Source organism: Lachnospira pectinoschiza (genome assembly GCF_020564355.1).
Classification (GTDB): domain Bacteria; phylum Bacillota; class Clostridia; order Lachnospirales; family Lachnospiraceae; genus Lachnospira; species Lachnospira intestinalis.
This window is the reverse complement of record NZ_JAJCRR010000002.1, coordinates 526741-550488: the sequence shown is the minus strand read 5'-3', so window position 1 is coordinate 550488 and position 23748 is coordinate 526741. Positions and strand designations below refer to the sequence as shown.

General features: G+C 39.2%; 23 protein-coding genes and 2 pseudogenes. 4 read left to right on the top strand and 21 right to left on the bottom strand.

What is annotated here, in order from left to right; genetic code table 11:
- Nucleotides 1-72: 72 nt before the first annotated feature.
- Complete coding sequence (locus LI288_RS05765; protein ID WP_022432879.1) at nt 73-960, bottom strand: LysR family transcriptional regulator; 888 nt, start codon at nt 958-960, stop codon at nt 73-75.
- Between the two features lie 248 nt (nt 961-1208).
- Here LI288_RS05765 and LI288_RS05760 point away from each other — a divergent pair, with 248 nt between their 5' ends.
- The gene (locus LI288_RS05760; protein WP_227089741.1) at nt 1209-1895 is read left to right on the top strand and encodes a DUF6198 family protein; all 687 of its coding nucleotides are present in this window, start codon (nt 1209-1211) and stop codon (nt 1893-1895) included.
- Here LI288_RS05760 and LI288_RS05755 read toward each other — a convergent pair.
- The 8 genes from LI288_RS05755 to LI288_RS05720 form a co-directional block, all read right to left on the bottom strand.
- Nucleotides 1881-2399, bottom strand: coding sequence for an HD domain-containing protein (locus LI288_RS05755; RefSeq protein WP_022432877.1), 519 nt, complete (start codon nt 2397-2399; stop codon nt 1881-1883). The two genes, LI288_RS05760 and LI288_RS05755, sit on opposite strands and share 15 nt — an antisense overlap.
- 110 nt (nt 2400-2509) lie before the next feature.
- Complete coding sequence (gene upp / locus LI288_RS05750; protein WP_227089798.1) at nt 2510-3139, bottom strand: uracil phosphoribosyltransferase; 630 nt, start codon at nt 3137-3139, stop codon at nt 2510-2512.
- A 54-nt stretch (nt 3140-3193) separates the two neighbouring features.
- Nucleotides 3194-4606: a uracil-xanthine permease family protein gene (locus LI288_RS05745; RefSeq protein WP_227089740.1), complete on the bottom strand. Its 1413-nt coding sequence runs from the start codon at nt 4604-4606 to the stop codon at nt 3194-3196.
- A gap of 112 nt (nt 4607-4718) precedes the next feature.
- Nucleotides 4719-6770 carry an MATE family efflux transporter gene (locus LI288_RS05740; RefSeq protein WP_227089739.1) on the bottom strand — a complete coding sequence of 684 codons (2052 nt, stop codon included), beginning with the start codon at nt 6768-6770 and terminating at the stop codon, nt 4719-4721.
- A gap of 24 nt (nt 6771-6794) precedes the next feature.
- Nucleotides 6795-7100 (bottom strand): hypothetical protein, encoded by a 306-nt coding sequence (locus LI288_RS05735; protein WP_227089738.1) that lies wholly within the window; start codon nt 7098-7100, stop codon nt 6795-6797.
- 64 nt (nt 7101-7164) lie between these two features.
- A complete protein-coding gene (locus tag LI288_RS05730) occupies nt 7165-8832 on the bottom strand; it encodes an endonuclease NucS domain-containing protein (RefSeq protein WP_227089737.1) in 1668 nt (555 codons plus the stop codon).
- A gap of 61 nt (nt 8833-8893) precedes the next feature.
- Nucleotides 8894-9931, bottom strand: coding sequence for a virulence RhuM family protein (locus LI288_RS05725; protein ID WP_227089736.1), 1038 nt, complete (start codon nt 9929-9931; stop codon nt 8894-8896).
- A gap of 218 nt (nt 9932-10149) precedes the next feature.
- Nucleotides 10150-10848 carry a metallophosphoesterase gene (locus LI288_RS05720; protein WP_227089735.1) on the bottom strand — a complete coding sequence of 233 codons (699 nt, stop codon included), beginning with the start codon at nt 10846-10848 and terminating at the stop codon, nt 10150-10152.
- A gap of 111 nt (nt 10849-10959) precedes the next feature.
- On the opposite strand from LI288_RS05720, the pseudogene LI288_RS05715 reads away from it, so the two are divergent.
- Nucleotides 10960-11115 (top strand): annotated as a pseudogene (locus LI288_RS05715) (transposase domain-containing protein); the annotation flags it as partial.
- An 85-nt stretch (nt 11116-11200) separates the two neighbouring features.
- Here LI288_RS05715 and LI288_RS05710 read toward each other — a convergent pair.
- From LI288_RS05710 to tnpA, 5 genes are all read right to left on the bottom strand, one after another.
- Nucleotides 11201-12610 carry an Alw26I/Eco31I/Esp3I family type II restriction endonuclease gene (locus LI288_RS05710; protein ID WP_227089734.1) on the bottom strand — a complete coding sequence of 470 codons (1410 nt, stop codon included), beginning with the start codon at nt 12608-12610 and terminating at the stop codon, nt 11201-11203.
- A 261-nt stretch (nt 12611-12871) separates the two neighbouring features.
- A complete protein-coding gene (locus LI288_RS05705; protein WP_227089733.1) occupies nt 12872-13054 on the bottom strand; it encodes a hypothetical protein in 183 nt (60 codons plus the stop codon).
- Nucleotides 13055-13076: 22 nt separating this feature from the next.
- Nucleotides 13077-13235: a hypothetical protein gene (locus LI288_RS05700; protein ID WP_227089732.1), complete on the bottom strand. Its 159-nt coding sequence runs from the start codon at nt 13233-13235 to the stop codon at nt 13077-13079.
- Nucleotides 13236-13513: 278 nt separating this feature from the next.
- Nucleotides 13514-14221: a hypothetical protein gene (locus LI288_RS05695; protein WP_227089731.1), complete on the bottom strand. Its 708-nt coding sequence runs from the start codon at nt 14219-14221 to the stop codon at nt 13514-13516.
- Nucleotides 14222-14304: 83 nt separating this feature from the next.
- The gene (gene tnpA / locus LI288_RS05690; RefSeq protein ID WP_227089730.1) at nt 14305-14733 is read right to left on the bottom strand and encodes an IS200/IS605 family transposase; all 429 of its coding nucleotides are present in this window, start codon (nt 14731-14733) and stop codon (nt 14305-14307) included.
- A gap of 393 nt (nt 14734-15126) precedes the next feature.
- Here tnpA and LI288_RS05685 point away from each other — a divergent pair, with 393 nt between their 5' ends.
- Together LI288_RS05685 and LI288_RS05680 are read left to right on the top strand one after the other, a co-directional pair.
- The gene (locus LI288_RS05685; protein ID WP_227089729.1) at nt 15127-15267 is read left to right on the top strand and encodes a hypothetical protein; all 141 of its coding nucleotides are present in this window, start codon (nt 15127-15129) and stop codon (nt 15265-15267) included.
- Nucleotides 15268-15551: 284 nt separating this feature from the next.
- Entirely contained in the window at nt 15552-16055 is a 504-nt protein-coding gene (locus tag LI288_RS05680) for a hypothetical protein (protein ID WP_227089728.1), read from the top strand.
- A gap of 34 nt (nt 16056-16089) precedes the next feature.
- On the opposite strand, the pseudogene LI288_RS05675 reads toward LI288_RS05680, so the two are convergent.
- From LI288_RS05675 to gmk, 7 genes and pseudogenes are all read right to left on the bottom strand, one after another.
- Nucleotides 16090-17015 (bottom strand): annotated as a pseudogene (locus tag LI288_RS05675) (IS3 family transposase); the annotation flags it as partial.
- A gap of 217 nt (nt 17016-17232) precedes the next feature.
- Entirely contained in the window at nt 17233-20262 is a 3030-nt protein-coding gene (locus LI288_RS05670) for an Alw26I/Eco31I/Esp3I family type II restriction adenine-specific DNA-methyltransferase (protein WP_227089727.1), read from the bottom strand.
- A gap of 12 nt (nt 20263-20274) precedes the next feature.
- Nucleotides 20275-20739: a hypothetical protein gene (locus LI288_RS05665; protein WP_227089726.1), complete on the bottom strand. Its 465-nt coding sequence runs from the start codon at nt 20737-20739 to the stop codon at nt 20275-20277.
- A gap of 14 nt (nt 20740-20753) precedes the next feature.
- The gene (locus LI288_RS05660; protein ID WP_227089725.1) at nt 20754-20951 is read right to left on the bottom strand and encodes a helix-turn-helix domain-containing protein; all 198 of its coding nucleotides are present in this window, start codon (nt 20949-20951) and stop codon (nt 20754-20756) included.
- Nucleotides 20952-21286: 335 nt separating this feature from the next.
- Nucleotides 21287-22459, bottom strand: a complete 1173-nt coding sequence (rlmD, locus tag LI288_RS05655; RefSeq protein ID WP_227089724.1) for a 23S rRNA (uracil(1939)-C(5))-methyltransferase RlmD — start codon at nt 22457-22459, stop codon at nt 21287-21289.
- 272 nt (nt 22460-22731) lie between these two features.
- The gene (gene rpoZ / locus LI288_RS05650) at nt 22732-23085 is read right to left on the bottom strand and encodes a DNA-directed RNA polymerase subunit omega (RefSeq protein ID WP_022431229.1); all 354 of its coding nucleotides are present in this window, start codon (nt 23083-23085) and stop codon (nt 22732-22734) included.
- A 3-nt stretch (nt 23086-23088) separates the two neighbouring features.
- Nucleotides 23089-23724, bottom strand: coding sequence for a guanylate kinase (gmk, locus tag LI288_RS05645; RefSeq protein WP_227089723.1), 636 nt, complete (start codon nt 23722-23724; stop codon nt 23089-23091).
- Between the last annotated feature and the right edge of the window lie 24 nt (nt 23725-23748).

Genomic DNA, 23748 nt, shown 5'->3' with positions numbered 1-23748 from the left:
CCCTTTCTGTTTGAAGTTTGATATTCTTATTTTTTACAGAAATGTCAGATTTATACTTTTTTGCAAAATGTTTTAAGAAATGCGGTTTAATACAAAATTGCGGAAATTTTCCACGGCAGGCGGCATATACACGGAACCGTCATGCACCAGATAAAAATTGCGTTCGTAATCCGGTGAAAGAATCGGCAGAATCCGAACCGGCAGTTTTGACAGCAAATCCATATACGGAACAACGGCAATACCGAAGTCTTGTGCCACCAGTCCGGCAATGACTTCATCTTCTTCTGTTTCGTAAACGATATTGGGAATCACATTTTCCCTGTGGAACATATCGTCAATGACACTGCGGATACCCGAAGTCTTTGTAAAATAAATGTGCGGGTACGAAGCGGTGTCGGAAAGACATATACCGTCCTTAGCGGAACGTGCGGCAAGCGGGTGATTCTGCGGCACGATGACAACCAGCTCCTGTTTCTGAACCGGAACGGCGGTAAATTTTAAGTCGTCCTGCGGCTTGGAACAAAACAGCAAATCTACCTTCCGCTGTGCCAAATCATCTAACAGGTGCTGGGTAATGCCGGTATGAAAGGTAAAACGGATATCATTTTCAGGATATGCCCGTAAGAAATCTGCCGCAAGGTGCGGGACAAATTCAATCCCCAGCGGACGGACAAAGCCCAGACGAATCAGTCCTGAACCGCGCGCACTGCGCTGTAAGGAAGCAATGCCGTCATCAAGCGTGGAAAGTGTATGCTCCGCGCACGATAGAAATTCCCTGCCAAACGGCGTGAGCATGGTATTTCTGCCATTTTTCTCAAATAACGGCACACCCAGTTCTTTTTCCATCTGTGCAATGGCGTGGCTGAGGCTTGGCTGTGTAATGCAGAGCTGTTCTGCTGCTTTGGTATAGTGTTTGACGTGTGCAAGGGTCACAAAGTATCTTAAATAAAATAAATTCAAATAAATTCCTCCAGTGTGTCCGGTAATCTCCGGCAGGTAGTAAATCTAAATATTTGATGTGCAGTTACATTTATATATGATACCAGGGACAAAAGTCCCCAATCATGATAAATATATAATATTCAATAGATACAGTCTATAGTTTGATGAAATTTATTTATTTGTTATTTATAAAAAGCGTTTGTATACTGAAAAGCTGTAAACAAATATGTAGGGCAAAATGCCTTAGAACAGGAATGGTGAAAAGTATGAATAATAATAATGCTGACACAATGCTTCAGGAAACGGACAGGCGGACACTGCGCGGGGAGCTGGCTTTGATAGCGGCGGTTCTGATTAACAGCTTTGGTGTGGTATTAATGCTGTATTCCGGTGCGGGGATTTCAGCAATCTCAAGCGTGCCGTTTGCATTTTCAGAAGTCTTTACTAAAATTTCCCTCGGAACATGGACGTATCTTTTTCAGGGGTTACTGGTTCTGACATTAATGATTCTGCGTAAAAAATTCGTACCGCAGTATTTATTCAGTTTTGTTGTCGGATTTGCTTTCGGGGAATTTTTAGATGTACATGAATTATGGATAGGGATTCTGCCACAGACGATACCGTGCCGGATAGTATACTTTGTGTTAAGTTATATTCTGATTTGTATTGGAATTGCATTATCCAACCGATGCGGATTGCCAATTATTCCGACAGATTTATTTCCAAGGGAATTTTCCGATATTATCCGTGTCGGATATCCTAAAATCAAAATTACTTTTGATGTAATCTGTCTGACAGTAACTGCCTGCATGACAGGATTTCTTTTAGGACATCTTGACGGACTAGGAATCGGAACAATTCTTGCTGCTTTCACGATGGGAAAATGTATCGGCATCATTGGAAACTGGATGGATCAACGGTATACATTTGTGTCTGTCTTAACTCAGAAATAAAGCTTTAATCATACGGGCACGTAATACCTTCCACATCAGCAGCGGCAACAGGGTTTCAACTGTTGCACAGTATTTATCAGCCAGACACAGAATCCATGCTTCCTTATACCGCGGCGGTATCGGGGTCAGTGGAAACATGTGTCTGGCTATCATATTTTCTTCAATTGGATTCAAATCAAAATCTTCTTTGGCATTTCTTAAAGCTGTTGATGGGTGATAAAAGCCATGAAGCCGATGACTTTTATCCTTTTCATGCCAGTCATAAAGAAAGTAATCATGAAGCAATGCACCGCGGATCAGTGACTTTTCATCAATATTCAGACGGAAACGTCTTGCAAAATACAAACTTGTATAAGCTACTTTTACACTATGTTCATAAACAGATGTCGAGCCGTGCTGTATATAGCTTTTCTCCATTGTCAGCCGTCCTTCCTTTTCCAGTGTACGGATGGCAGTTGACATTACTGTAAAAATACTTCTAATGGGTCTATTTTCAGGGTTCATGTACTTCTCCATTTCATTTTTGTGAACCATTACTTTGCTACCTATGCAGATTATACGCAAAAATGTATTTAATTACAATACCTGAAGCCAATTTATTTCTTAAGAATTTCTTATTTTGTTCCGAAGATTCTGTCGCCTGCATCGCCAAGTCCCGGACAGATGTATGCATTTTCGTTTAACTGTCTGTCTAATGCACCGACATAAATCTGGATATCCGGATGTTCCCTGTGCAGTCTTTCGAGTCCTTCAGGAGCTGCAATAATGCACATGAACTTAATGTTTTTGCCGCCGTGTTTTTTAATCTGGTTAATCGCATCAATCGCAGAACCGCCTGTTGCTAACATCGGATCACACACAACAATCGTTCTTTCAGCAATCGGGTCCGGCAGTTTGCAGTAATATTCCTGCGGTTCGTGAGTTTCTTCGTCACGGTACATACCGATGTGTCCGACCTTTGCGGACGGAACTAACGCTAAAATACCGGAAACCATACCAAGTCCGGCACGAAGAATCGGCACAACGGCAAGTTTTCTTCCGGCAATCATCGGTGTCATGCAGGTTTCAATCGGCGTTTCGACTTCTACGTCTTCTACCGGCAAATCTGAAAGAGCTACAAAGCCTTCCAGCATGGCAATTTCATCAACTAACTGACGAAATTCGTTTGTGCCGGTTCTCTTGTCACGTAAGATTGAAATCTTGTGCTGGATTAAAGGGTGTTCAAAAATAGTTACATTTTCCATTTTATTCATAAAAATCTCCATTCCGCCGTCAATGCGGCATTTTTATCTTTTTTATTACTCTGCTTCATCTTCGCTGTCGCTGTTTGCAACATAGACCCCTCGGCTTCTGTCACCCTCCGGATTTTTACCGAACTGGTAATCATTTCCCGGTAAAACGGCATTGAGGAAAATACCTGCAATCGCAGCTACGGCAAGGGCTGTCAGTGTAATTGAAGTGCCAAAGACAGTAAAGGTCAAGCCGTCTGAAAATCCAAGTCCGCAGACAAAGATGACACCGGCAATAATTAAGTTTCTGGACTTTGTTAGGTCTACCTTATTTTCAACGACATTTCTCACACCGATAGCGGAAATCATACCGTAGAGCATGAAAGACACACCGCCGATAATTGCCGCAGGCATTGTTGAAATAATTGCCGAAAACTTCGGAATAAAGGACAATACAATTGAAAAACATGCCGCAATACGGATAACACGCGGGTCATAAACTTTGGAAAGTTCAAGAACGCCGGTATTTTCACCGTATGTCGTGTTGGCAGGTCCGCCGAGAAATCCGGCAAATGCGGTTGCAAGTCCGTCACCCATTAAGGTACGGTGCAGACCTGGTTCTTCAATAAAATTTTCTCCGACTGTAGCGGAAATGGCGGACATATCTCCTACGTGTTCCATCATCGTTGCAATGGCAATCGGTGCCATAACAAGAATGGCTGTGATGTCAAATTTGCAAATCTGGAACTGAGGCAGTCCAATCCAGCCGGCGCCCGATACAGATGCAAAATCTAAAATCGCTGTGCCATCAGGATTTGTGATACCGCAGGCATTTAAAATCACCGCAAGCCCATAGGAAATCAAAACACCCATGAGAATCGGGATAATCTTAAACATGCCTTTTCCCCAGATATTGAAAATGATAATCACCGCTAATGCCGTAAATGCAATCCACCAGTTGGTTGAAGCATTTGAAATAGCTGACGGTGCAAGGGATAAACCGATGCAGATGATAATCGGACCGGTTACAACCGGCGGTAAAAATTTCATGACACGGTTGACACCGACCAGTTTGAATATCAGCGCCACCACCAGATATAAAAGTCCGGCAACAACAATACCGCCGCAGGCATAAGCCGCTTTATCATTGACATTCATGGTCGCATAAATACCGTTTTTTAAGTTGGCAACGGTATAAAATCCGCCTAAAAATGCAAAGGACGAGCCTAAAAACGCAGGCACTTTCAATTTGGAACAAAGATGGAAAATCAGTGTGCCAAAGCCTGCACAAAATAAAGTAACAGAAACGGTAAGGCCTCTTGTCAAAGGTTCACCGCAGGCATCTTTAAAATAGCCTGCCACAAGAATCGGTACCAGAATTGTAGCACCAAACATCGCAAACATATGCTGGATTCCGAGAATCAGCATTTTCGGAATGCCGAGCTTACGTGCGTCATAAATGGGTTCATTTGAGTTGTTCATAGAATTCTCCTGCTGTTAAAATAGTATTGATAAATAATCCACAAAGTATGATATCATTTTAACAGGAAATTGGCAACCGGTAATGTTTAATCCGTGTGGCTGATTTTACACTTTATACGGCGGAATCTGTCTGTGTGTGTCCTGTGATATACCGGACAATGAATTGTGCCGTTTTTTCAACACCGTCAGAGGAATCGACCGTTAATTCATAATTTCTTGCATCCCCCCAGTGTGTGCCGGAAATATGCTCATAATATGAAGCCCTTGCCTTATCGGAACGCTCAATGTTCACCCTTGCTTCTTTTGGCGTGTCGCCGTATACATCCATAACTCTTTGAATTCTGTAATCCTGCGGCGCATGGATAAATATGCGGACAACATTGTCGTAATCTTTTAAAATATAATCTGCTGCCCTGCCGACAATGACACAGGAGCCGTTTTCCGCAATTTCACGGATAATGGCATCCTGTGCTTTAATCGCGTATTGCACTGCATTGGAACTCAGATATAAATCACGCATGATATCCGGCGAATTTTTGTGAATATCGGAAATGAATTCGCGATTTAGTCCACTCTCTTTTGCCGCCAGCGTAATCATTTCTTTATAATAGAAAGGAATGCCTAAGGCATTGGCGACACATTTTCCAATCTGCTTGCCCGATGAGCCGTGCTCTCTTGCAATCGTGATAATGACGCCGGGTTTGGAAGGCTTTAAGGCAATATCAGGATTGTCAAGATTATCGATATTGTCATGACTGCCTGTACTGTCTGCGCCAGTTATGGCGGCTGAGATATGTGTGGCGGCGGTGACATCTGTGATGTTTTTACCGCCAGAAGACTCAGTTTCCCGTACATAATCCTTGTTTAAGAATTGACGGTAAAAATAAGCCCCGGTAAGGCTGGTGATAACTTCCGTCACCGGATAAGTCAGCCAGAACCAGTTTAATCCGAATCTGGAAAATAAATATGCCAGCGGAACAAATAATATCACGGTGCGGATAACCGTAAGCAGTGAACTTTTAAGGCTTGAACCCACCGCCTGAAAAAATACCGGGAATATCAACGAAGTGACCATTGGCAGAAAGCTGATGCCGACAAAGCGGAAGCCGACCCGTCCGATAGCAATAACCAGTTCATCGGAAGTAAATACCCGCAGCATTTGTGAAGGAATACAGACAAAGCATAGTGTTCCCAGTGCCATAAGGGACATTCCGAACACAATGGAAGCCGACAGGGTCTTTTTACAGCGCTCAATATTTCTTGCCGCATAATTGTAGCTGATAACAGGAACAATGCAGGTCTGCATTGCGCCGAGCGGGATAAAGAAAAAGGTCTGCCACTTATAGTAAAGTCCCAGTGCGGTTACTGCCTGGTCTGAAAAGGTTGCAAGAATCAGATTCAATCCCAGTATGTAAAAGGTATACGCCGACTGCATAAGAATATTCGGAATACCCAGCTGGAAGATTTTGGCAATGTGGTGTGGGTAAACCTGTCTGTGCGGGGATTTGCGAAAGCCTTTTTTCATGACAATCAGTGCCGCCATAATCTGTCCAGATACTGTCGCCACCGCCGCGCCCGCAATGCCCATTTTCGGAAATCCGAACATACCGAAAATCAGCAGAGGGTCTAACACGATATTCGTAATCGCGCCGATAATCTGCGCTGTCATCGGCGTTTTCATATCGCCGCAGGATTGCAGAACCTTTGTCCAGATACTTTCCAGAAACAGTCCGAAACTGAATACACACACAATACGTCCGTATACGATGACATCGTGAATGATGACTTCGGAATTGGTTGACATTTTTGCGTAAAACGGCATGGCAAACCAGCAGATGACCGCAAATAAAAGCCACATAAAGCCTGCTAACGGCGTGCCGACACCGGCATACTCATCGGCTTCTTTTTCATTGCCGACACCCAGCTTTGCCGCCATAACCGTGTTAATGCCCACCCCCGTTCCCACGGCAAGGGCAATCATTAAAAGCTGGAGCGGGTAGATAATTGACAGTGCCGTCAGTCCCGAATCGGAGTATCTGCCGACAAACAGGCTGTCAATGATGTTGTAGAGCGCCTGTATCAGCTGGGCGAGCATGACCGGTGGCGCCAGTTTTAAAAGTATTTTGCTGATTTTTTCTGTTCCAAATAAATCTGTCTGTCCCATGATTTTGTTTTACCTCGGGTTTGTTTAGTCTTCAAAAAGTTCTATGGATTTTTCCTGTAAATCCATTCCGATATCTTCAAGCTCGCGCAGTTCATTTTCACTAAAACCGCTGTTAAAGTAAAAAGCACCGTAAATATCAACCAGTGCCGCCGCCAGTTTTTTAGGAATCAACGGCTCTCCCTTGTAATACTCTATTGCAAAATCCAGTGCTTCCTGCACCTGTGCAAGCAGTTCCCGGTCGAGTTCATGGTATGCCCGTAATTTAACCGGAACCGATTCTTCACTTACCAGACCTGTGTAAATAAGCTCTACTGCCTGTTCGATGTTCATAGTGACCTCCTTAAAAATGTTGTGATTAAGGAAAGTATAGCATATAATGATTTTCAATGAAACATCAGATGAAAGTATATCCTTTGGCAGGCATGTCCTTTTCAAACAGGTCAACGATTCGGTTTATTACACTGATGTTTTGGGTAAAATATTCTGTAAGAGCTTTCATTGAGGAAATTTCATCACATTCTGTAAATTCATAATCTAAATATTCATAATGCGTTGATTTGCCATAGATATTGCTTGTTTTATATACACCGTAACCCAGTCCTAAATCCTTTGCAATTTGTACATCATTTGGCAGGTAACCACCCCATGTCAATGAAAACGCTAAATCCCATAATGTTTTTCCAAAATATTTTTCTATAACAATATCAAAATCCTGAATATTTCCGGTATGTTTCATTTCGCCAAAATATACGTCCGTCTGATCCGGATATTCCACGACAATGAAAAAACAAGGTGCCCAATTCATAATATTATTATGTGCAGCTATCAGATAAAGCGTGTATAAGGTATGCATAGGATTATAAATATATATCTTCCCTTTAAATGATTTTTTATCACATTCGTCTATCAGCGTATCAAGAATGGTTGTAACAGGTACTTTCCATTGCTTGTTATCCTGTAAACAATAACTGACTTCTCTTTTCATTTTTTTCAGTGCAGTAATATTTTCCGAATCAAATTCCAATAAATATTTTTGGCGCGTACCGCCTCGTGCACCACACAATTCGTCCAAAATGGTTTCGTCCGATAAAAATTCATTGTTAAAGATTTTTCCTCTGATAATTTTTTCAACCGTCCAGTTCTGGTTATAAATATAATTCTGTAATTTTGCGGCATAACCGATATCTTCAGTATCACAGGACGGAACAGGGGCAACAGAATTTATTGCATAATCATGAAGGTCTGACAGATAATCTTCTTCGTCAGAATCTTCTGTAAAAAATTCTGATACGTTTGAATAGATGTCAGCATCTTTTTTTAATATATCCCAGTAAATATCTTCAGATTGTAACTGGCTTGCAGAATAAATAATAAATTTATAGTCGGGATAGTGTTCATGGTTGTGGGTTGACATATAGGCTCTATCTTCCTGAGAGTAGCCGACGTAGGGCATTTCCATGGCAGCAAGCTCTTTTTCTCTATGATTTTTTGGTGCTTTTAATATAACAAGAACGTAATCATAAATTCCTTTTGTTTCAAAAGATGTAATATGTTCCTGGATTGCCTGTTGTAATTTCTGTTCTGTAGTATATGCACGCAGCATATGATGTTCACAAAACAGACGTTCATGATTGTGCATAATAGGCTGTACTCTTTTTACAGATGACAGTGTACGATTTTCAGATACCTGAATACGATACCCCTCGATATTAACGGTACTGTTCTGACAAAGAGAAGAAAAAGGAATGAGCAGCTCATCCCACTCGGTAGACAAAATCAGTAAACGGATTTCATCGTCCCGCAGTCCTTTGTTTATTTTTACACCTTCTAGATATTTAAAAACTTCATGGATTGCTTCCCGCGCAGTAGAATTACTTTTCTTTACTTCTATAACCGTCAGATGATCTTTGCAGTCTTTTGCCAGAATATCAACAAAGCCTTTTGTTCCTTTATAATTCGGCAGATAATGTTCTGTATCTATTAATACCATGCCGGGTTCAATACATTGTAAATTGTCAGCAATGATATCTCTGATTTCGGATTCTGTATATTTTCTGGTCATGTTTGTCCTCTTATTTTAAAAATTTGTTGATTAATTGTACGCATACGCACAGAAACAGACATCATTTCTTTACGTTTTCTTCTAATTCCAGTATGTACTTATCAAAATCGGACATAAATAATCTGTCCTGAATCACACGATACTTTTCAAATTCTGTTTCAGCTTTTGCCTTGGCAATCTCCGCTGTGATTTTCCCTGCATCTTGAAGAACTTCTCTGTCATCTGCCATCAGGAATAAATCCAGACGCTTTGACCAGTCCTCCATTGTCATCGGAATGTGGCGTTCTGCACGGTCTTCTGCCAAATCTAGGTAAGCAGATACAATACGCTCTAATGAACGCATTTCTTTATCAGTAAGATAATTCTTTGCAATGCTTACATCACTTTTTACAATTTTACCCTCCGGTGCTGTTGCCCATGTGGTAAGTCCCATATGAGGTTTTTCCGCATCAGCGCGTTCATAAATCAGTTCTGCTGCCGTATGTCCGTGTACCGCATAATGCATTTTATTCTGCACCTTAGCAAAGAACTGTTTGGTTGTTCTGGCTGTGCGGTCATAGTCAAGTGCCGTAGCATAAATGTCAGTTATTTTCTGATAAAATCTGCGCTCTGACAGGCGGATTTCACGAATCTGTTCAAGTAAACGGTCAAAGTATTCAGTTGTAAGTACAGAACCGCCGTTTTTCAGACGTTCGTCATCTATAACCCAGCCCTTGATAGTATAATCCTTCGCAATTTGATTCACCCATTTACGGAACTGTACCGCACGCTCAGAATTGACCTTGAAACCTACGGCAATAATCATCTCCAAGGAATAGTGATTTGTATTGTAGCTTTTCCCGTCAGGAGCAGTTATTCGAAATTTTCGAATAACTGAATCTTCCTGTAGCTCACTATCCTCGAATATCTTTTTAATATGATAATTAATTGTATTTGTTCCTACATCGTACAATGTGGCCATCATCTTCTGTGTCAGCCATATATTTTCATTCTCGTAGCGCATCTCAATGCTGTCCTGCTGGTCACCAATGGAAGCAACATAGGTCAGATATTCTGCTGCGCTGGAACGGATTGTTACTTCATCTTTTTTCTTTTTCAAATTGAATTTCCTCCTTCAGCTCAAACTAATACAACATTTCAAACATTCTCTCAATAAAAAATTGAATTTCTCTATTTACACAATTTTTCATATGCTTTCATTACGATTTGGACAATCAAAATTCTACGCTGATTCAAAAAATCAGGATAAGATAACTGTTCGCATTTCTCTGGAAGGGCATTCTGTGCGCACGCCAACTTATCTTCTTGAATTCGTAATTACCTCTGTATTAATGAAAGTATATCATATAAGCAGAAAAAAGAATCTGCTATTTTACAATCTTTATGAAAATGTCCAAAGTACCATGCCTTAAAATCAGTATGGTCGGCTACCTGCTGTAAAAATTCTCTTAAAGGTGCTTCTTCGTTGCGACCGGGTAAATCTTTATATCCCATTTGGGAAACAATGTTTTTGGGTGCGGTATGGGTAAGAATATAGTCGACCTTAAAACCCGATTTTTTCAAATTTTCCCAGCCTTCTAAATATTCCTGCCGGGAGGGAAGTTCTTCCGGAAACCATGAAATACCCTCCTCCCGATATGCTCTGTCAGGACTGTATGCCCCGCCAAAAGTAAAAAATGTAATGCCGCTTAAATTAAAAATCTGTCCACGCATCAGATGAATAATATCTTTTTCAATAAAATGGACATTGCCGCCATGCCATTTTTCAACCGGAAAGGCATTTAATTTTTTAAAATCTTCATGGTTTCCGTCTATAAAAAGCGTTGTAACCGGAAGATTTCTTAAAATGTGCCTGACTTTGGTTTCTTCTGTTTCAGAGTACCCGCAAATGCCGGTATCTCCGCAGATTATGAGATAATCTTCTTTTGTGTAAGTTGTATTCTGTTTTTGAAAAAATGTTATAATTTTATCAAGGTCAAATGTTCCGTGTGTGTCGCCGGATAGGATGAGTTTCATGGGAGGTGTCCTTTTTTGCTATTTCTAAGTCAGCAACCACCAGTTCAACTGGTGGTTTGTTATAAGCCCTCAAAAGGGCTATGCTACTGCTCGCCCCAAAGGGCGGTGCCGCAAGCTAATAACTTAAAGCCTTATGAGTACTTTGAATATCTGTTGACCCAGATACCGGCACATATGGACGATACAGACCGCTCATTTCTGGAAGATTTTCTTCCATGGTCACCAAAGCTGTCAGAATATATCAGAAAACAAAAAGACCGTGGTTAGCGGTCTTTTAAAAGTCATGGTACATGGGATGGAGCATTTACAATAGAGGGGGTAACCGTGGTGAGTTACTCCCTCTTTAGTGCTCTTATAAGCTAGAAATAATACGTCTTTCGATGCTTTCGACAAGCTGAGAAATCATTTGTTTGCAATCACTTGGTTTTTTACAAGATTCTATTACAAAACAAATCTTGGTAAGAGTAGATAATTCTGTTGCTGTTAAGTCGTGCTTATTATTTCTGTTATCTTTGTCGCTGTAATCATAGACAGACTCAATGGCTATTCGTTTATATCTATCTGTTTCGTGTTGATTTCGATCTGTGTAATGTCTTGGTTCCTGAGATATAATTTCTCCCTTTTCGTTAAATTTATAGGTATATTTGAAATACTGGTAATTAGGGACAAGATAAGTATTAACCAGAAAATCCTCGCCATAGTTTGGACAGTTTTCGAGTATTGTTCTTAAAATATGCATAAAATTAGCCATATTTTGTTTGAGTGCATCGCGATAAATGGTAGGCACTTTATCTGGGAATTTGTTGTAGTTTGATTTTATAAATTCCCAAATTAGTTTGGACTGCCATGACATTGGGTATATACCAGTACGATGTTCAGTTTCAATAATTCTTTCAATATCAACAATCTGTAATCTATCTCTTTTTGAAGAGTTATCTCCTCCTGGCATAGGCTGCAAGTATCTTGGGTCGTGGATAAAGCCTAAAGAGATAGGACCTATATGATCCGCGGATGTACCATCAAAAAAACTGCTACCCATAAACTGATTTGCAGCATGAATATTACCATCACTCCAATATTCATATGCGCGTCTGTCTTTTGTGTAAGACTTCAAATTTTCTTTTGATCGTCCTTTATCTTGAGTAGCTCGGCAGCATCGATTGTATGTATGGAAGCCATCATATCGATCTGGGAAATTTGACATAGCACCAGGGCCAAGGCATTTTTTGTCACCTTTACGGCAAGCGTATTCTAAAGCATCAATAATTTCTTCTTTAGTTGCAGTAGCGGCATTTAGATTAAGAGAGCCCTTTGATATTAAGAACGACGCAATTTCGACCTTTCGTATTCCTTTATTGGTTAATTCATCCCATATATCACTAATATGGTCACAGTCTGTAAAATCGGAGTTAAATTGTTTATTTAAGGATTTAAGAAAGTTTGCGTTCGGATAGTGGTAGTATAAGGACATTTCCCTACCACAAATTTGGCAGACTTTCCATTTAGTTGGGTGAATTTCCAACATTACATCGGCGTACATTCCTGGATAGGCTTCGTGTTCTACAATAAAACCAAGTTCTTGCCCTTTTGAGATGCACCAATCTATTCTTTGTCGACCAATATCAGATTTTGCAGTTGCTATCCATGCATATGAACCGTCGGGTTTCTTTTTGATAGCTAATCCTTTGTAATTTTGATGGTTTACGATTTTCTCCATGTACTTTAAAAATCTGGGATGCCATTGTTTTTCATCTGTAGACATTTTAAATCCTCCTATTTATATAAATGATCTCTCGGAATCTCTAAACCAGTAAATATAAGACTTTCAGATTCCCTTTTTATTAAAATCCCCCACTTTTTTTGTCAAAAACACTTGACAAATCTATCGAAAAATGCGGCGCTCCGCGCCTATTAATTAGTATGAACCGTCGCCCGCGGCGGCAGATATCTTTCGATTGGAGGCGATTTTTTATGTTACCTGTTAACTGTGGCAGTCATGCCGACTACCAAAATTTTGTTGTTACTAATCTTCGTAAATGTCTGAAACATACTGACCTCGAAGGGTAGCATATCTTCCTTGCAGAAGATTGCATTCAGCTGCTTGCTCTTGAAGTTCCAATATCTGTCCAAGTATCTCTCTTCTTGTGGAGGTTGCTGCCGATATTTTTTCTTCAGTTACTTTTATGCTATCGATGATTTCCTGCATTTTTTCTTCTACATCGATACCATCAAAAAGAGCAAGTTGTTCTTCGAGAGCTTTTTTCTTTTCTGATATTGCTACTATTTTTTTGTTTACATATTCTTGTTACATTAACATTATTCTGACCTGTTTGCTGTATCGATGGTGGAGCAGAGCTGTTGATTATTGAATTATTATTTTTATTCATTTGCCATCCTCCTATAATTTGATGTTTATCGTTCCGTTATTGGTCAGATTAATGTTGTTATCTCCGTTTTGAACAACATTTGTCTGTTGCTGAATGATGGTTGTGTTTTCGGATTTAGTATCTTCTTCTGGAAGAGGATATAAGCGAAGATATAAATCTCTTATTTCACATCGCAGTCTGTACGACTCTGGCTGAAGAACTTTTCTTAGTTGTTCGCCTTCCTCCCATGATTCGTTTCTAAACCACAAGATGTTTCTTCCGGGAATCACGCGAAGGAATTAAACTGAAAGATAGTAAGTGTATTCACTTAAAATATCCATCGGATCCTTTACTAAAGTTTGAAAGGCATAATCTTCAATTTCTCGATATTCAAATTTCCAACTATTGATAAAATCCGTAATGTTATCTGAAAGGAATAAGTCCGTTGCTTCTGCAGATGGGTCATTATCAATACAGTATTTGAATAAAGGTTTTGCACCTTCTCTAAATCTTTTTAGAAAAAGGGGGTCATTCTCACTTAATTTATTTATGACAAGCCTTGGTTTTTCGGGTTGATCTGCTTTCCCTTTTTCCATATCATCAGCCAGAGTTTCCATTACTTTTCCCCAAGCATCAGTTGCAGCTTTCCCGGAAACAAGAATCTTATCTTCAATTCTTGCTTTTGGAGTTTTAGGTTGATTTTCAGATTTAACTACTTCAACAACATCATCTGTAGGAAAGGTGTCAGAGGTATTTGCACCTTCAATGGTTGTTTTTACGGCAAAAATTTTCTCATTTGTAGTACGAACAGAAGACACAAACTTCCAAGGTGATTTCTTTCCGCTTTGGGTATGCCATTTCTCAAATGTTGCACGGCCTTTTGTGTTATCAGGTCTTTGTGTGTTGACAAAGTGCAATACTGAAAGCAAGAATACCGGAAGTTCAACATCTGTAATACTATTTAAATTTTCCTTTGTGACGCTTTTAGTCAGCAACCACCAGTTCAACTGGTGGTTTGTTATAAGCCCTCCAAAGGGCTATGTTACTGCTCGCCCCAAAGGGCGGTGTCGCAAGCATTTTTACTGGTCCGCTATAAAGCGGTACTTCTTGAATCTTCTTTTCCCGATTCTTCTGCTTGCTCTTTTATATATTTTTGTACTGCTTCGTCTGTGATATTACCGATTGTTTCTACATAATATCCTCTTGCCCAAAATGCTTTATCCCATTTGCTTTGCAATTTTGGATGACGGTCGTATATCATCAGGGTACTTTTGCCTTTTAAATATCCCATGAAATCTGAAACACTTAACTTTGGTGGTATTGCAATACTTATATGTACATGATCTACACAAACTGCACCTGCTATTATTTCGACATTTTTGTATTTGCACAGTGTGCTCAGAATTTCTCGCACATCTTCTCTTACTTTTCCATACAATACCTTCTTCCGATATTTTGGAATAAATACGATGTGATATTGGCATTTCCATTTTGTATGTGATAAACTTCTATTGTCCATATGGACCACCTCCTGTGATTAAGTTTGGCTTGCGACACCATTCTTAATATATCACAGGAGGTTTTTTATTGATATCCTCACCGTTTCCAACTATTCCATTCTCCCCAGCATAGCTGGGGGATTAGACTTTTCATTTAGTAACCTTAGAAAGCTTAGAAAGACGAAAACAGGGAGTTAGCCTGTTGACGAAAACCTTAGCCACTATAGGTTTATAAGTGAAGATTGAGATAAGACGTGGAAATGTTTAGACCTACCGCATCAACACTTTCTCAATATTATATCAGAAAAATATGAAAAAATCTACACTTATCAAGTTTTGATAAGTGATTGTGAAGGAAATCTCGTAAAACTGATATAAATCTTCAGACCAAAATTAAAGTGAGGTGATTGGCAATGGCTAAGAACTCAAAGCAAACATCCAAGGCAGTTGCTTCGAAAGCAAGAAAAGTTCTTCGTGATGGAATATTCAGCAAGACATCAAAGTCTGTTGCTGGAAGTGCATTAGCACAAACAAGACCAGAAAAGCGTAAGTAATACTGGCAACAAGGGTGGACAGAGCTGGATTGAATAATCAACCAGTCCATCTCCCTTTGGAAAAATATCAAATAGTAAATATCACAAGGCCTGATTAGCTATAAGGGCATTGGGATACAGATATCGGCATTGATCACAGGATAACCTGTGAAAGGTGCGATAGAAGTACCCTTATTTCCTTATGCCCTTTTTCAGGCAATTCATGGGTCGGCACTTCTATAAGCACTGACCCTATTTGTTTCCTATGTCCTTCTGCAAGAACCAGGCAGAAAGGCAGGAACTTTATGAAAATCAAGATTCGTTACGAGAACGAGTATCAGACACTTGAGGTCGAAAATATGGAATTGGAGAAATGGTTAAATATCTCCATTTCAGAAGAACAAAGTCAGGAAGACTACGAAAAGAGAATCCAAGATGTAATCGAAGAGAGATTTAACAGACCTGATTACAACAGCTGGCACAAGCATGACCGTCATACTGGCAACGCTTATATGAAGAGCAAGGACGGGACAGTTGAGGTCAACACAGAAGAGGCAATCATGTTCAGAGCAGCTGATAAGTCAGCCTTTAACATTTCTATTGATGGCGTACATAACCAGCTTGAATACGAAGAATGCTGTGAAACATTGAGAAGTCTTCTTAAACCTGCAGTAGCAGATATAGTTATTGCCATTGCACTTGACGGATACACCGTTGGCGAGTATGCAGCCTCAATCGATGAGGATGCCAATCCGGTAACACCTCATCTTCTCTATTCACAGTTCATGGATGATGGCAATGAAACGTAACGAGTAATGGCTATAACTTTGGCTGTCTCTGCTATCCCTTATGGCTCAGGGAACGTTCTATATGAAACGTTTCTAGCAGTTCCTCAATCGTCTCATTTTTAAATTCATTTCCCCGGTCTGTGTGGAAGATATGGATTTCCGACAGATTGCCTTCTACTTTCCTAAATGCCTGTTTTACAAGCTCTGCTGTTTTATGTTCTTCTGCACTGTATCCAACGATTTCCCTGTTAAAAAGGTCTATCAGTATACAGATATAATTCCAGTGGTTTCCTACCCTTACATAAGTTAAATCACTTACCACCACATTACGGTATGGCTGGTTTTGAAATTGTCGGTTCAACACATTTGCCACTTTTGATTCATTACATCTGTCTTTTTGCGGCTTAAACTGAGCTGTAGTATAGCTTGATATCAAACCTTCCTGTTTCATGATCCGTCCAATCCTGCGTCTTGATACCTGTTTCCCGCAATCAACCAGTTCTTTCTTGATCTTTCGTGTACCATAATGGTTCCGGCTTTTTCTAAAAATTTCCTGAATGTCTGCAGTAAGTTCTGATACATCTTTTTTTGTTGCTGCTTCATAATAATAAGTGCTTCTATTTACCTGTAGGACGCGGCACATTGCTGATACAGAGTATTTGTGAGCATTTGCTTTGATCACATTTACTTTCGTCCTAAGATCAGCGCCGCTTGTTTTAAAATATCATTTTCCATTCTTAACTGCTGGTTTTCTTTCCGAAGCCGGATCAGTTCTTCCTGCTCTGGAGTCCGGTTATCTTTTTCATGGAAAGAGCCGGAATTGGATGCCTGCTTTACCCATTTGTCAAACAGGGAAGTAGAAATGTCATATTCACGGCAGATATCGCATCTGCGTTTGCCAGAACGATATAGTTCCACCAGTTGCTGTTTGAATTCATCGGTATATTTACGAGGTTTTCTTCGTCGTTTTGGTTCGGTCATAATGAGTGCTCCTTTGTGTATTTATTATAGATTATATGACCTTAAAAAATCTGTCCAGTTAATTGTAGCCTATCCAACCTCCTGAAAAATTTGTGATAGTCGCACGAATTGTACAATTCGTTAAAATCGTACAACTTGTGCAACTGTATTATTATGGTTATATCAAATTTTTCGGGATATTTACAGGTACATGGGATGGGGCGTTTACCCTCTATTTTTACAACAAATCAAGCAAACTAAGTTGGTCATATTTGGGTTCTTCTTCTAAACCTGCTACTTCTTTATCATCTGAAGTCATCTTAGATATATATTCATCATAAGATATAGTTCCTTTAAAGAATTTGAGTATTTCTGATTCATTAGTTTCAGAATATCTAGCATTGTTTCCACACTCAACATTTTCCAAATCCGATATTGTATCCCTAGCTGTAACCTGATTACCATTTATGGTGATAGGCTTTGGAAACAACTCACTAGGATATACTCCCAAATCCTGCCTTGTACATATAATAATCACCCTTTTTCTTCTTTGAGGAACCGCATATTCACTTGCCAATAGTGTTCTTCCCTCAGTGTTATAACCTAATTCAGAAAATAAAGCGTGTACTTCTCTATAGGTTTTCCCCCCCTGATAACTTAGTAATCCCTCAACATTTTCAAACACAATGACTTTAGGATTTACCCTTTTTACAATGTTCACGAATTCTCTAAACAGCTGATTTCTGGGGTCATCCTCAGCTCTAAATCCAGCCATAGAAAAGCCTTGACAAGGCGGTCCGCCACATATTAGGTCAGCACCTCCTTCATGTGCAGCTTTCACTAATTTCGCCTTTGTTTCTTCTTGAGTAATATCTCCACATAACACATCAATTTCAGGATTGTTGATTTTAAGAGTAGTACAAGCACTCTCTTCAATGTCATTGCTCATTAATGATGAAATGCCTGCCGCTTTAAATCCAGCTGTCATTCCTCCAGCTCCGCAAAACAAATCAATAGATTTTGAACATCCTGTTACATCCTTAATCTTCTTACCGATTTGATAAGCTAATAAAGTAGGAACCGCATTTCCAACTTGTTTAAGCTGTTGTGTTTTATTTCCAAAGAAATAGTAATCATCTCTAAAAGCCTGGAAACGAGCAGCTTCTCTTACAGATAATACTCGTTCGTGTATCGGATGCACGTATGTGCCATTCCCAGGCCTATTAAAGTATGTTGTTATAGTATAACTTGGCTTTTCATAATCTATTCTTCCGTACAATGTTGTACGTCCACCTGTTTCTGTTATACGTTTTAGGCGTTTGGATTTTTCAACCGTTTCCATCGGAATATCTTTCCAACTTCCTCCTTGCGGAACATACTTAATCATCTCTAAATCCAAATCACTCAATTTAAATGTAGTATGGTTTAACAAATATCCATTGAACAATGCAACATATTTACTCGTGATCCCACTTACTACATTGAAATAAAATTTGTTCAACCCTTCACAAAACGCATCAATTTTAACTTCGCCAAATAAGATTTGTTTAGCTGTTTCTTTATCAATGCCCGGCAGTATATTTTGAATTGCACTCAAGTACTCATTGATATACGTATTATCCTCCATCTCATCATCTCCTAGTTCATTATTTAGTCCATATGCATTTTCAGCAAGACGTTCTATCTCGTCTAAAATCACAGTGTCATCAGTATCCAAATATCCACGTACTAAACTTGAGATTCTTAATAATTCCTCTTTGGCACCGATAGGTATTGGGAAACAATCAATTTCATAATTATTGACATGATTATTGCTACTCGTTAACTTAAACAACCAATTGATTATTTTCGTATTTAGCAGACCCAATAATGCAAAAATATCAATACCATATTTATTTGTCGAAACTGAGATAAAATTACATGAGTTTCCTAAAACATTACCTGCAGGCACATATGAGAAAGTCACTCTTCGCTCTTTATTCATATTAGCAATTTGTTGACAAATAATTCTCTCATGTTCAATGTATATTTTCTTCTTTGTGGTATTAACGAAATCTCCCAACACAAAATCATCAGACCCGTTTGGGAGCAATTTGTAATACCCTATATCTCGTCCTCTTAACAAACGATATCCAGTATCCGCTTGTACAATATTTTTCTTGTTAGTAGTCAAATCAAGTTCGCCACGTAAATTAGCAATAAAATCCAGCTCTTTGATAACTGGAAAATTTCGCAACTTCTTTAAAACTTGATACTCTTCTTCTGAAACTGCAAGAATAGCATTTCCTGTGTTTTCGTTAATTATATCTTTTATTGAAACTCTTGCAATATCGTTTGGTTTTTCACAGTAATCTTTAGTAATATCAATTACATCTGTCATCTTCCCTTTTTGCAACAAAATTGCACTTAATGCCTGCTGTGCGTCTATATATTGACTCCCTTCACTAATCACCTTGACTGAGAGAACTTTTTCATCCATCAGCATATGCGTTCTTAATTTCTGACAAGTCTTATCAGACATAATTGATGAGGGTATTAACAAACTAACATACGCCTTATCACTAGCATACTTATCAATAATCTCCTCGACAAATAATTTGTACAAATTAAGTACACCGCTAGTTGAATACAAAAATCTAGATGATACAATTTTTGAAATTTCGGAGTACTTGTCTTTATCCTTTTCATACTCTTCCTCACTAGCATATTGATTTCGTTCGGCTTTAAGATTTTTATATGGCGGATTAGTTGCTACAATATCAAATCCCCCATTTGATGCTTGTTCTGGGAAAACAGTTTCCAAACCGATGTATTCTAGCACATTGGCAGTAACGTCTACCAACAAACCCGTACCTGTATGTGATTTAAAATACTCTTCTGTCAGTTCAATGTTCCAATATAACAATGCTAACGTTCGTAAAGATTCAGCATACCCCTTTATCGCATCTTCATTTATATCTGAAACATATATATTGTTCAAAAGAATAATCGCATCTGGTTTGCTTATACCCGTTTCTTTTATAGCTTTAATATATGAAAAAACGAAATTTCCTGCTCCAACGCAAGGTTCAAAGAAACTGTATTCAATCAATCTTTTTTTGCCTTGCTTTAAATTTTGCACTAACTCTTCCATCATAACATCTGTCAATTGCAGATCAGTATAATAACTTCCAGTACGCTTTCTTTCCAATGAGTCCATTTTATTTTCAATAGTTCGACTTTTTGCATTTAAGGAAGTCCATAATTCTAATTCTTGTTTTTTTTCCATTAAGGCTCTCCTTTAATTTTTACATATTAAATTGCTAGAAATATTTGAGAAATCATGAACTATCTTTTTTCCTATCGGTTTAAGGTTCATTTCTAAATAATTCAACAGTTCAGAATCATCAATATAATAGTACATTTGTGGAACAACGAATCCTGGTAAATCTACTCGTAATTTTTCTAGGGATATACTATTAGTTTCCTGAAATTCTGTTATCTCCATAGCATATTTATGATGTTCTAAATAAGCATCAATACGAGCAATAGCATCCGTATCATAGAAATATTTATCTTTCCAGCTTTCAATACTAATCTTATTCTCCAGTTTTATTATTCCAACTATGGCCTTTACAGGAGCACTAACATATAAGTATGCTAGAATAGGTTCATCAGGAAAAACTTTTCTATGTTCGTATATTTTTTCTCCCGTTATAACCCTCTTATAAACATCTGCCTTAAAACTTAAAAGCATTGTTCTCATTTTAATATCACTCCTTAATCATCAATTGCCGCTTGACCGCTTTTTACCCAAATATCCAAGTCCGACTTTTTGAACTTCCACAATTTACCAATCCTATGAGCTGGGATTCCAGTATTTTTTTTTATCCAATTACGGATTGTATCTTTATTAACGCCTAAATAATTAGCAGCTTCTTCTATACCTATCCATCTATCATCTATTATTTTTTCCATATCGAATACCTCTCTTTAAAATCAGCCATGATTTATTTTACCACTTTCTAATACGCTTTTCAATGTATTTCATATGATTTTGTATGATTTTATATGAATGCATATGAATATATGAAATTTTGTTTAATTCCAATTATCATAATATCAAAAATGCTGTACTAAAAAACAGGCAACTAAATTCAATATTTTTATCTACCCAACCCCAAATCAATACTTCTGTCTATCCAACTATAAAAATCTGCCTCTTGGCAGCTCTCAAAACGTAGAAAATCCGAGGACTTGTATTTACGTCCAAGCCCTCGGAAAAGCACTTATTTCAAGCCTTTTTCACACTTTTACTTCTGTACTTTAGTCAACAGAATTACGCTCTCAATATGAAAAGTATGCGGAAACATATCATACCCCTCGCATTTTTCCACCTTATAACCGCCTTTTTGCAGTACGCGCACATCACGTACCTGTGTTTCCGGGTTGCAGGAAATGTAGACGATGCGTTTCGGCTTGATTTGCAGAAGGGATTGCAAAAACTCCGGGGTAGAGCCGCTTCTTGGTGGGTCCATGATGACAACGTCTGCCCTGCCGCCCTCGGCGTAGCGGACTAAAAAGTCACCGGCATCTTCATTGACAAACTGGATATTTTTAATGTGGTTTAAATCGGCATTGGTTTGTGCATCCTTGACCGCCTGCGGATTTAACTCTACGCCGATAACCTTTTTGGCATGGGAAGACAGCGCAATGCCAATCGTTCCGATGCCGCAGTACGCATCAATGACCACATCATTTTTTGTAATGCCGCCCAGCCTGATAGCCGTTTTGTACAGCTTTTCGGTCTGTGACGGATTAATTTGATAAAAAGATTCCGGGCTGATACGGAAGCGGCAGCCGCACAGCACGTCCTCAATATAACCTTTTCCATATAAAACCTTATTGGCTTTGCCAAGAACCATGCTTGTAGAGTAATCGTTGATATTCTGCACAACGGTTGTAATGTCCGGGTGCTTTTCAAGCAGTGCCTTGAGAAAATTATTTTTGGACGGAAATTTATTGTCGGCGGTCACCAAGACAACCATCATTTCTTTCGTGGAAAATCCGCGGCGGATTAAAATGTGGCGCATAAATCCACGGTGCGTATCTTCGTTGTACGGTACATATTTAAAGGAAGCAAACAGTTCTCGCAGTGTTGCAATAATGCTGTCAGCCTTCTGGTCTTCAATCATACAGACATCGACCGGGACAAGGCGGTGTGTGCCTTCCGCATAAGTTCCGGTCACAATGCCTTTCTGCTTGTCAAGACCGACAACGGCATGCACTTTGTTGCGGTAAAATGCAGGACGATACATACCGTGTACTTCTCCAACGGTGCAGATCCCTTCAAAAAGCTGTTTTAAATAGGCACTTTTTTTCTTTAATTCCTTTTCGTAAGGAATATCAACGTACTGACAGCCGCCGCACTGCTTACAGACAGAACAACTGATAGACTGATTTGATTCATTATATTTTCCGCTCATAGGACACAACTCCTTTTTATTTTATCTGAAATATTTAATATACAATTATAGTATAAAATGCGAACTAACGCCACTAATGACAATATTGGTGCTAAATCTGATTGCAATACCTATATTTGCCACTGACAATGCGCCGCCAATGAATAAAATAAAAGAAAGCCTGAGATACACTCACATATCGGAACATATCCCAGGCATCATTTAAAAATAATCCGCACCGTTTACAAAATATATAAAATATATCTGCCACAGTGCATTATTTTATATTGGCTTTATTCATCTTCGCTGATGTCGTTTGCGTTGTTTACAATCTTTACCTTGCCTTCGTAGAGTTCTTCTACGGCGATTGATAAAGGCTTCATGTTGCTTGACTTCGGAATAGTCGGCTCACCGAGCTTTAAACGGAATTCTTCGTCATCGGAAAGTACCGGTTCACTGACCTTATCCTTATCCTTTTCAGGCATTTTCAAAAGTTTTTCTTCAATGGCTCTGGAATCAATAATCTGCTTTGCACGGGTAGCAGCAGCCTTTACAATTGAATAGCGGCTCTGTACTAACGGCTGTTCGCCTTCTTCTACCTCGCTGTTGATAACGTTCATTAATTCTGAATACGATGGATGTATCATGGTTTATTCTCCTTTTGCATAGATTTTTAAGTCTTCTCTGATGTCTTCAATCAGAGTCAGGTTGTGGGAAGCTTTCATCTTCTCACTGGTAACAATTTCGTGGATACGCTGTGTACAGGCATCGACCGTATCATTGATAACAATATAGTCATACCCTTCAACGCCTTCCGCTTCCTGTGTCGCACGGGCAAGACGCGCTTTAATCGTGGCTTCGTCTTCTGTTCCCCTGCCACGCAGACGATTTTCAAGCTCTGCCGCAGTCGGCGGCATTAAAAACATCAGCACTGCATCAGGAAACATCTTTTTAATATTAAAAGCTCCCTGTATCTCAATTTCAAGGATGATATTCTTACCGGCTTCAAGCTGTTCCTCCACATAGCGGCGCGGTGTGCCGTAATAGTTGCCCACGTACTGCGCATATTCGATCAGTTCGCCTGTGGCAATCATCTTCTGGAATTCGGAAGTGGATTTGAAAAAATATTCCCTGCCGTCGGTTTCACCTTCTCTTGGCGCTCTTGTGGTTGCAGAAACAGATACCGCATATTCATCCGGATACGTCTTTAAAATGTTCTTTACAACCGTTCCTTTACCGGCTCCTGAGAATCCGGAAAGAACAATTAAAATTCCTCTGTTATTCATGGCAATCCCTCTATTTTCATTCGT

Coding starts and splice junctions, on each gene's coding strand:
- LI288_RS05760 (WP_227089741.1), top strand. CDS start 1,209: ATGAATAATAATAATGCTGACACAATGCTTCAGGAAACGGACAGGCGG.
- LI288_RS05755 (WP_022432877.1), bottom strand. CDS start 2,399: ATGAACCCTGAAAATAGACCCATTAGAAGTATTTTTACAGTAATGTCA.
- upp (WP_227089798.1), bottom strand. CDS start 3,139: ATGGAAAATGTAACTATTTTTGAACACCCTTTAATCCAGCACAAGATT.
- LI288_RS05745 (WP_227089740.1), bottom strand. CDS start 4,606: ATGAACAACTCAAATGAACCCATTTATGACGCACGTAAGCTCGGCATT.
- LI288_RS05740 (WP_227089739.1), bottom strand. CDS start 6,770: ATGGGACAGACAGATTTATTTGGAACAGAAAAAATCAGCAAAATACTT.
- LI288_RS05735 (WP_227089738.1), bottom strand. CDS start 7,100: ATGAACATCGAACAGGCAGTAGAGCTTATTTACACAGGTCTGGTAAGT.
- LI288_RS05730 (WP_227089737.1), bottom strand. CDS start 8,832: ATGACCAGAAAATATACAGAATCCGAAATCAGAGATATCATTGCTGAC.
- LI288_RS05720 (WP_227089735.1), bottom strand. CDS start 10,848: ATGAAACTCATCCTATCCGGCGACACACACGGAACATTTGACCTTGAT.
- LI288_RS05710 (WP_227089734.1), bottom strand. CDS start 12,610: ATGTCTACAGATGAAAAACAATGGCATCCCAGATTTTTAAAGTACATG.
- LI288_RS05705 (WP_227089733.1), bottom strand. CDS start 13,054: ATGCAGGAAATCATCGATAGCATAAAAGTAACTGAAGAAAAAATATCG.
- LI288_RS05700 (WP_227089732.1), bottom strand. CDS start 13,235: ATGAATAAAAATAATAATTCAATAATCAACAGCTCTGCTCCACCATCG.
- tnpA (WP_227089730.1), bottom strand. CDS start 14,733: ATGGACAATAGAAGTTTATCACATACAAAATGGAAATGCCAATATCAC.
- LI288_RS05685 (WP_227089729.1), top strand. CDS start 15,127: ATGGCTAAGAACTCAAAGCAAACATCCAAGGCAGTTGCTTCGAAAGCA.
- LI288_RS05680 (WP_227089728.1), top strand. CDS start 15,552: ATGAAAATCAAGATTCGTTACGAGAACGAGTATCAGACACTTGAGGTC.
- LI288_RS05670 (WP_227089727.1), bottom strand. CDS start 20,262: ATGGAAAAAAAACAAGAATTAGAATTATGGACTTCCTTAAATGCAAAA.
- LI288_RS05665 (WP_227089726.1), bottom strand. CDS start 20,739: ATGAGAACAATGCTTTTAAGTTTTAAGGCAGATGTTTATAAGAGGGTT.
- LI288_RS05660 (WP_227089725.1), bottom strand. CDS start 20,951: ATGGAAAAAATAATAGATGATAGATGGATAGGTATAGAAGAAGCTGCT.
- rlmD (WP_227089724.1), bottom strand. CDS start 22,459: ATGAGCGGAAAATATAATGAATCAAATCAGTCTATCAGTTGTTCTGTC.
- rpoZ (WP_022431229.1), bottom strand. CDS start 23,085: ATGATACATCCATCGTATTCAGAATTAATGAACGTTATCAACAGCGAG.
- gmk (WP_227089723.1), bottom strand. CDS start 23,724: ATGAATAACAGAGGAATTTTAATTGTTCTTTCCGGATTCTCAGGAGCC.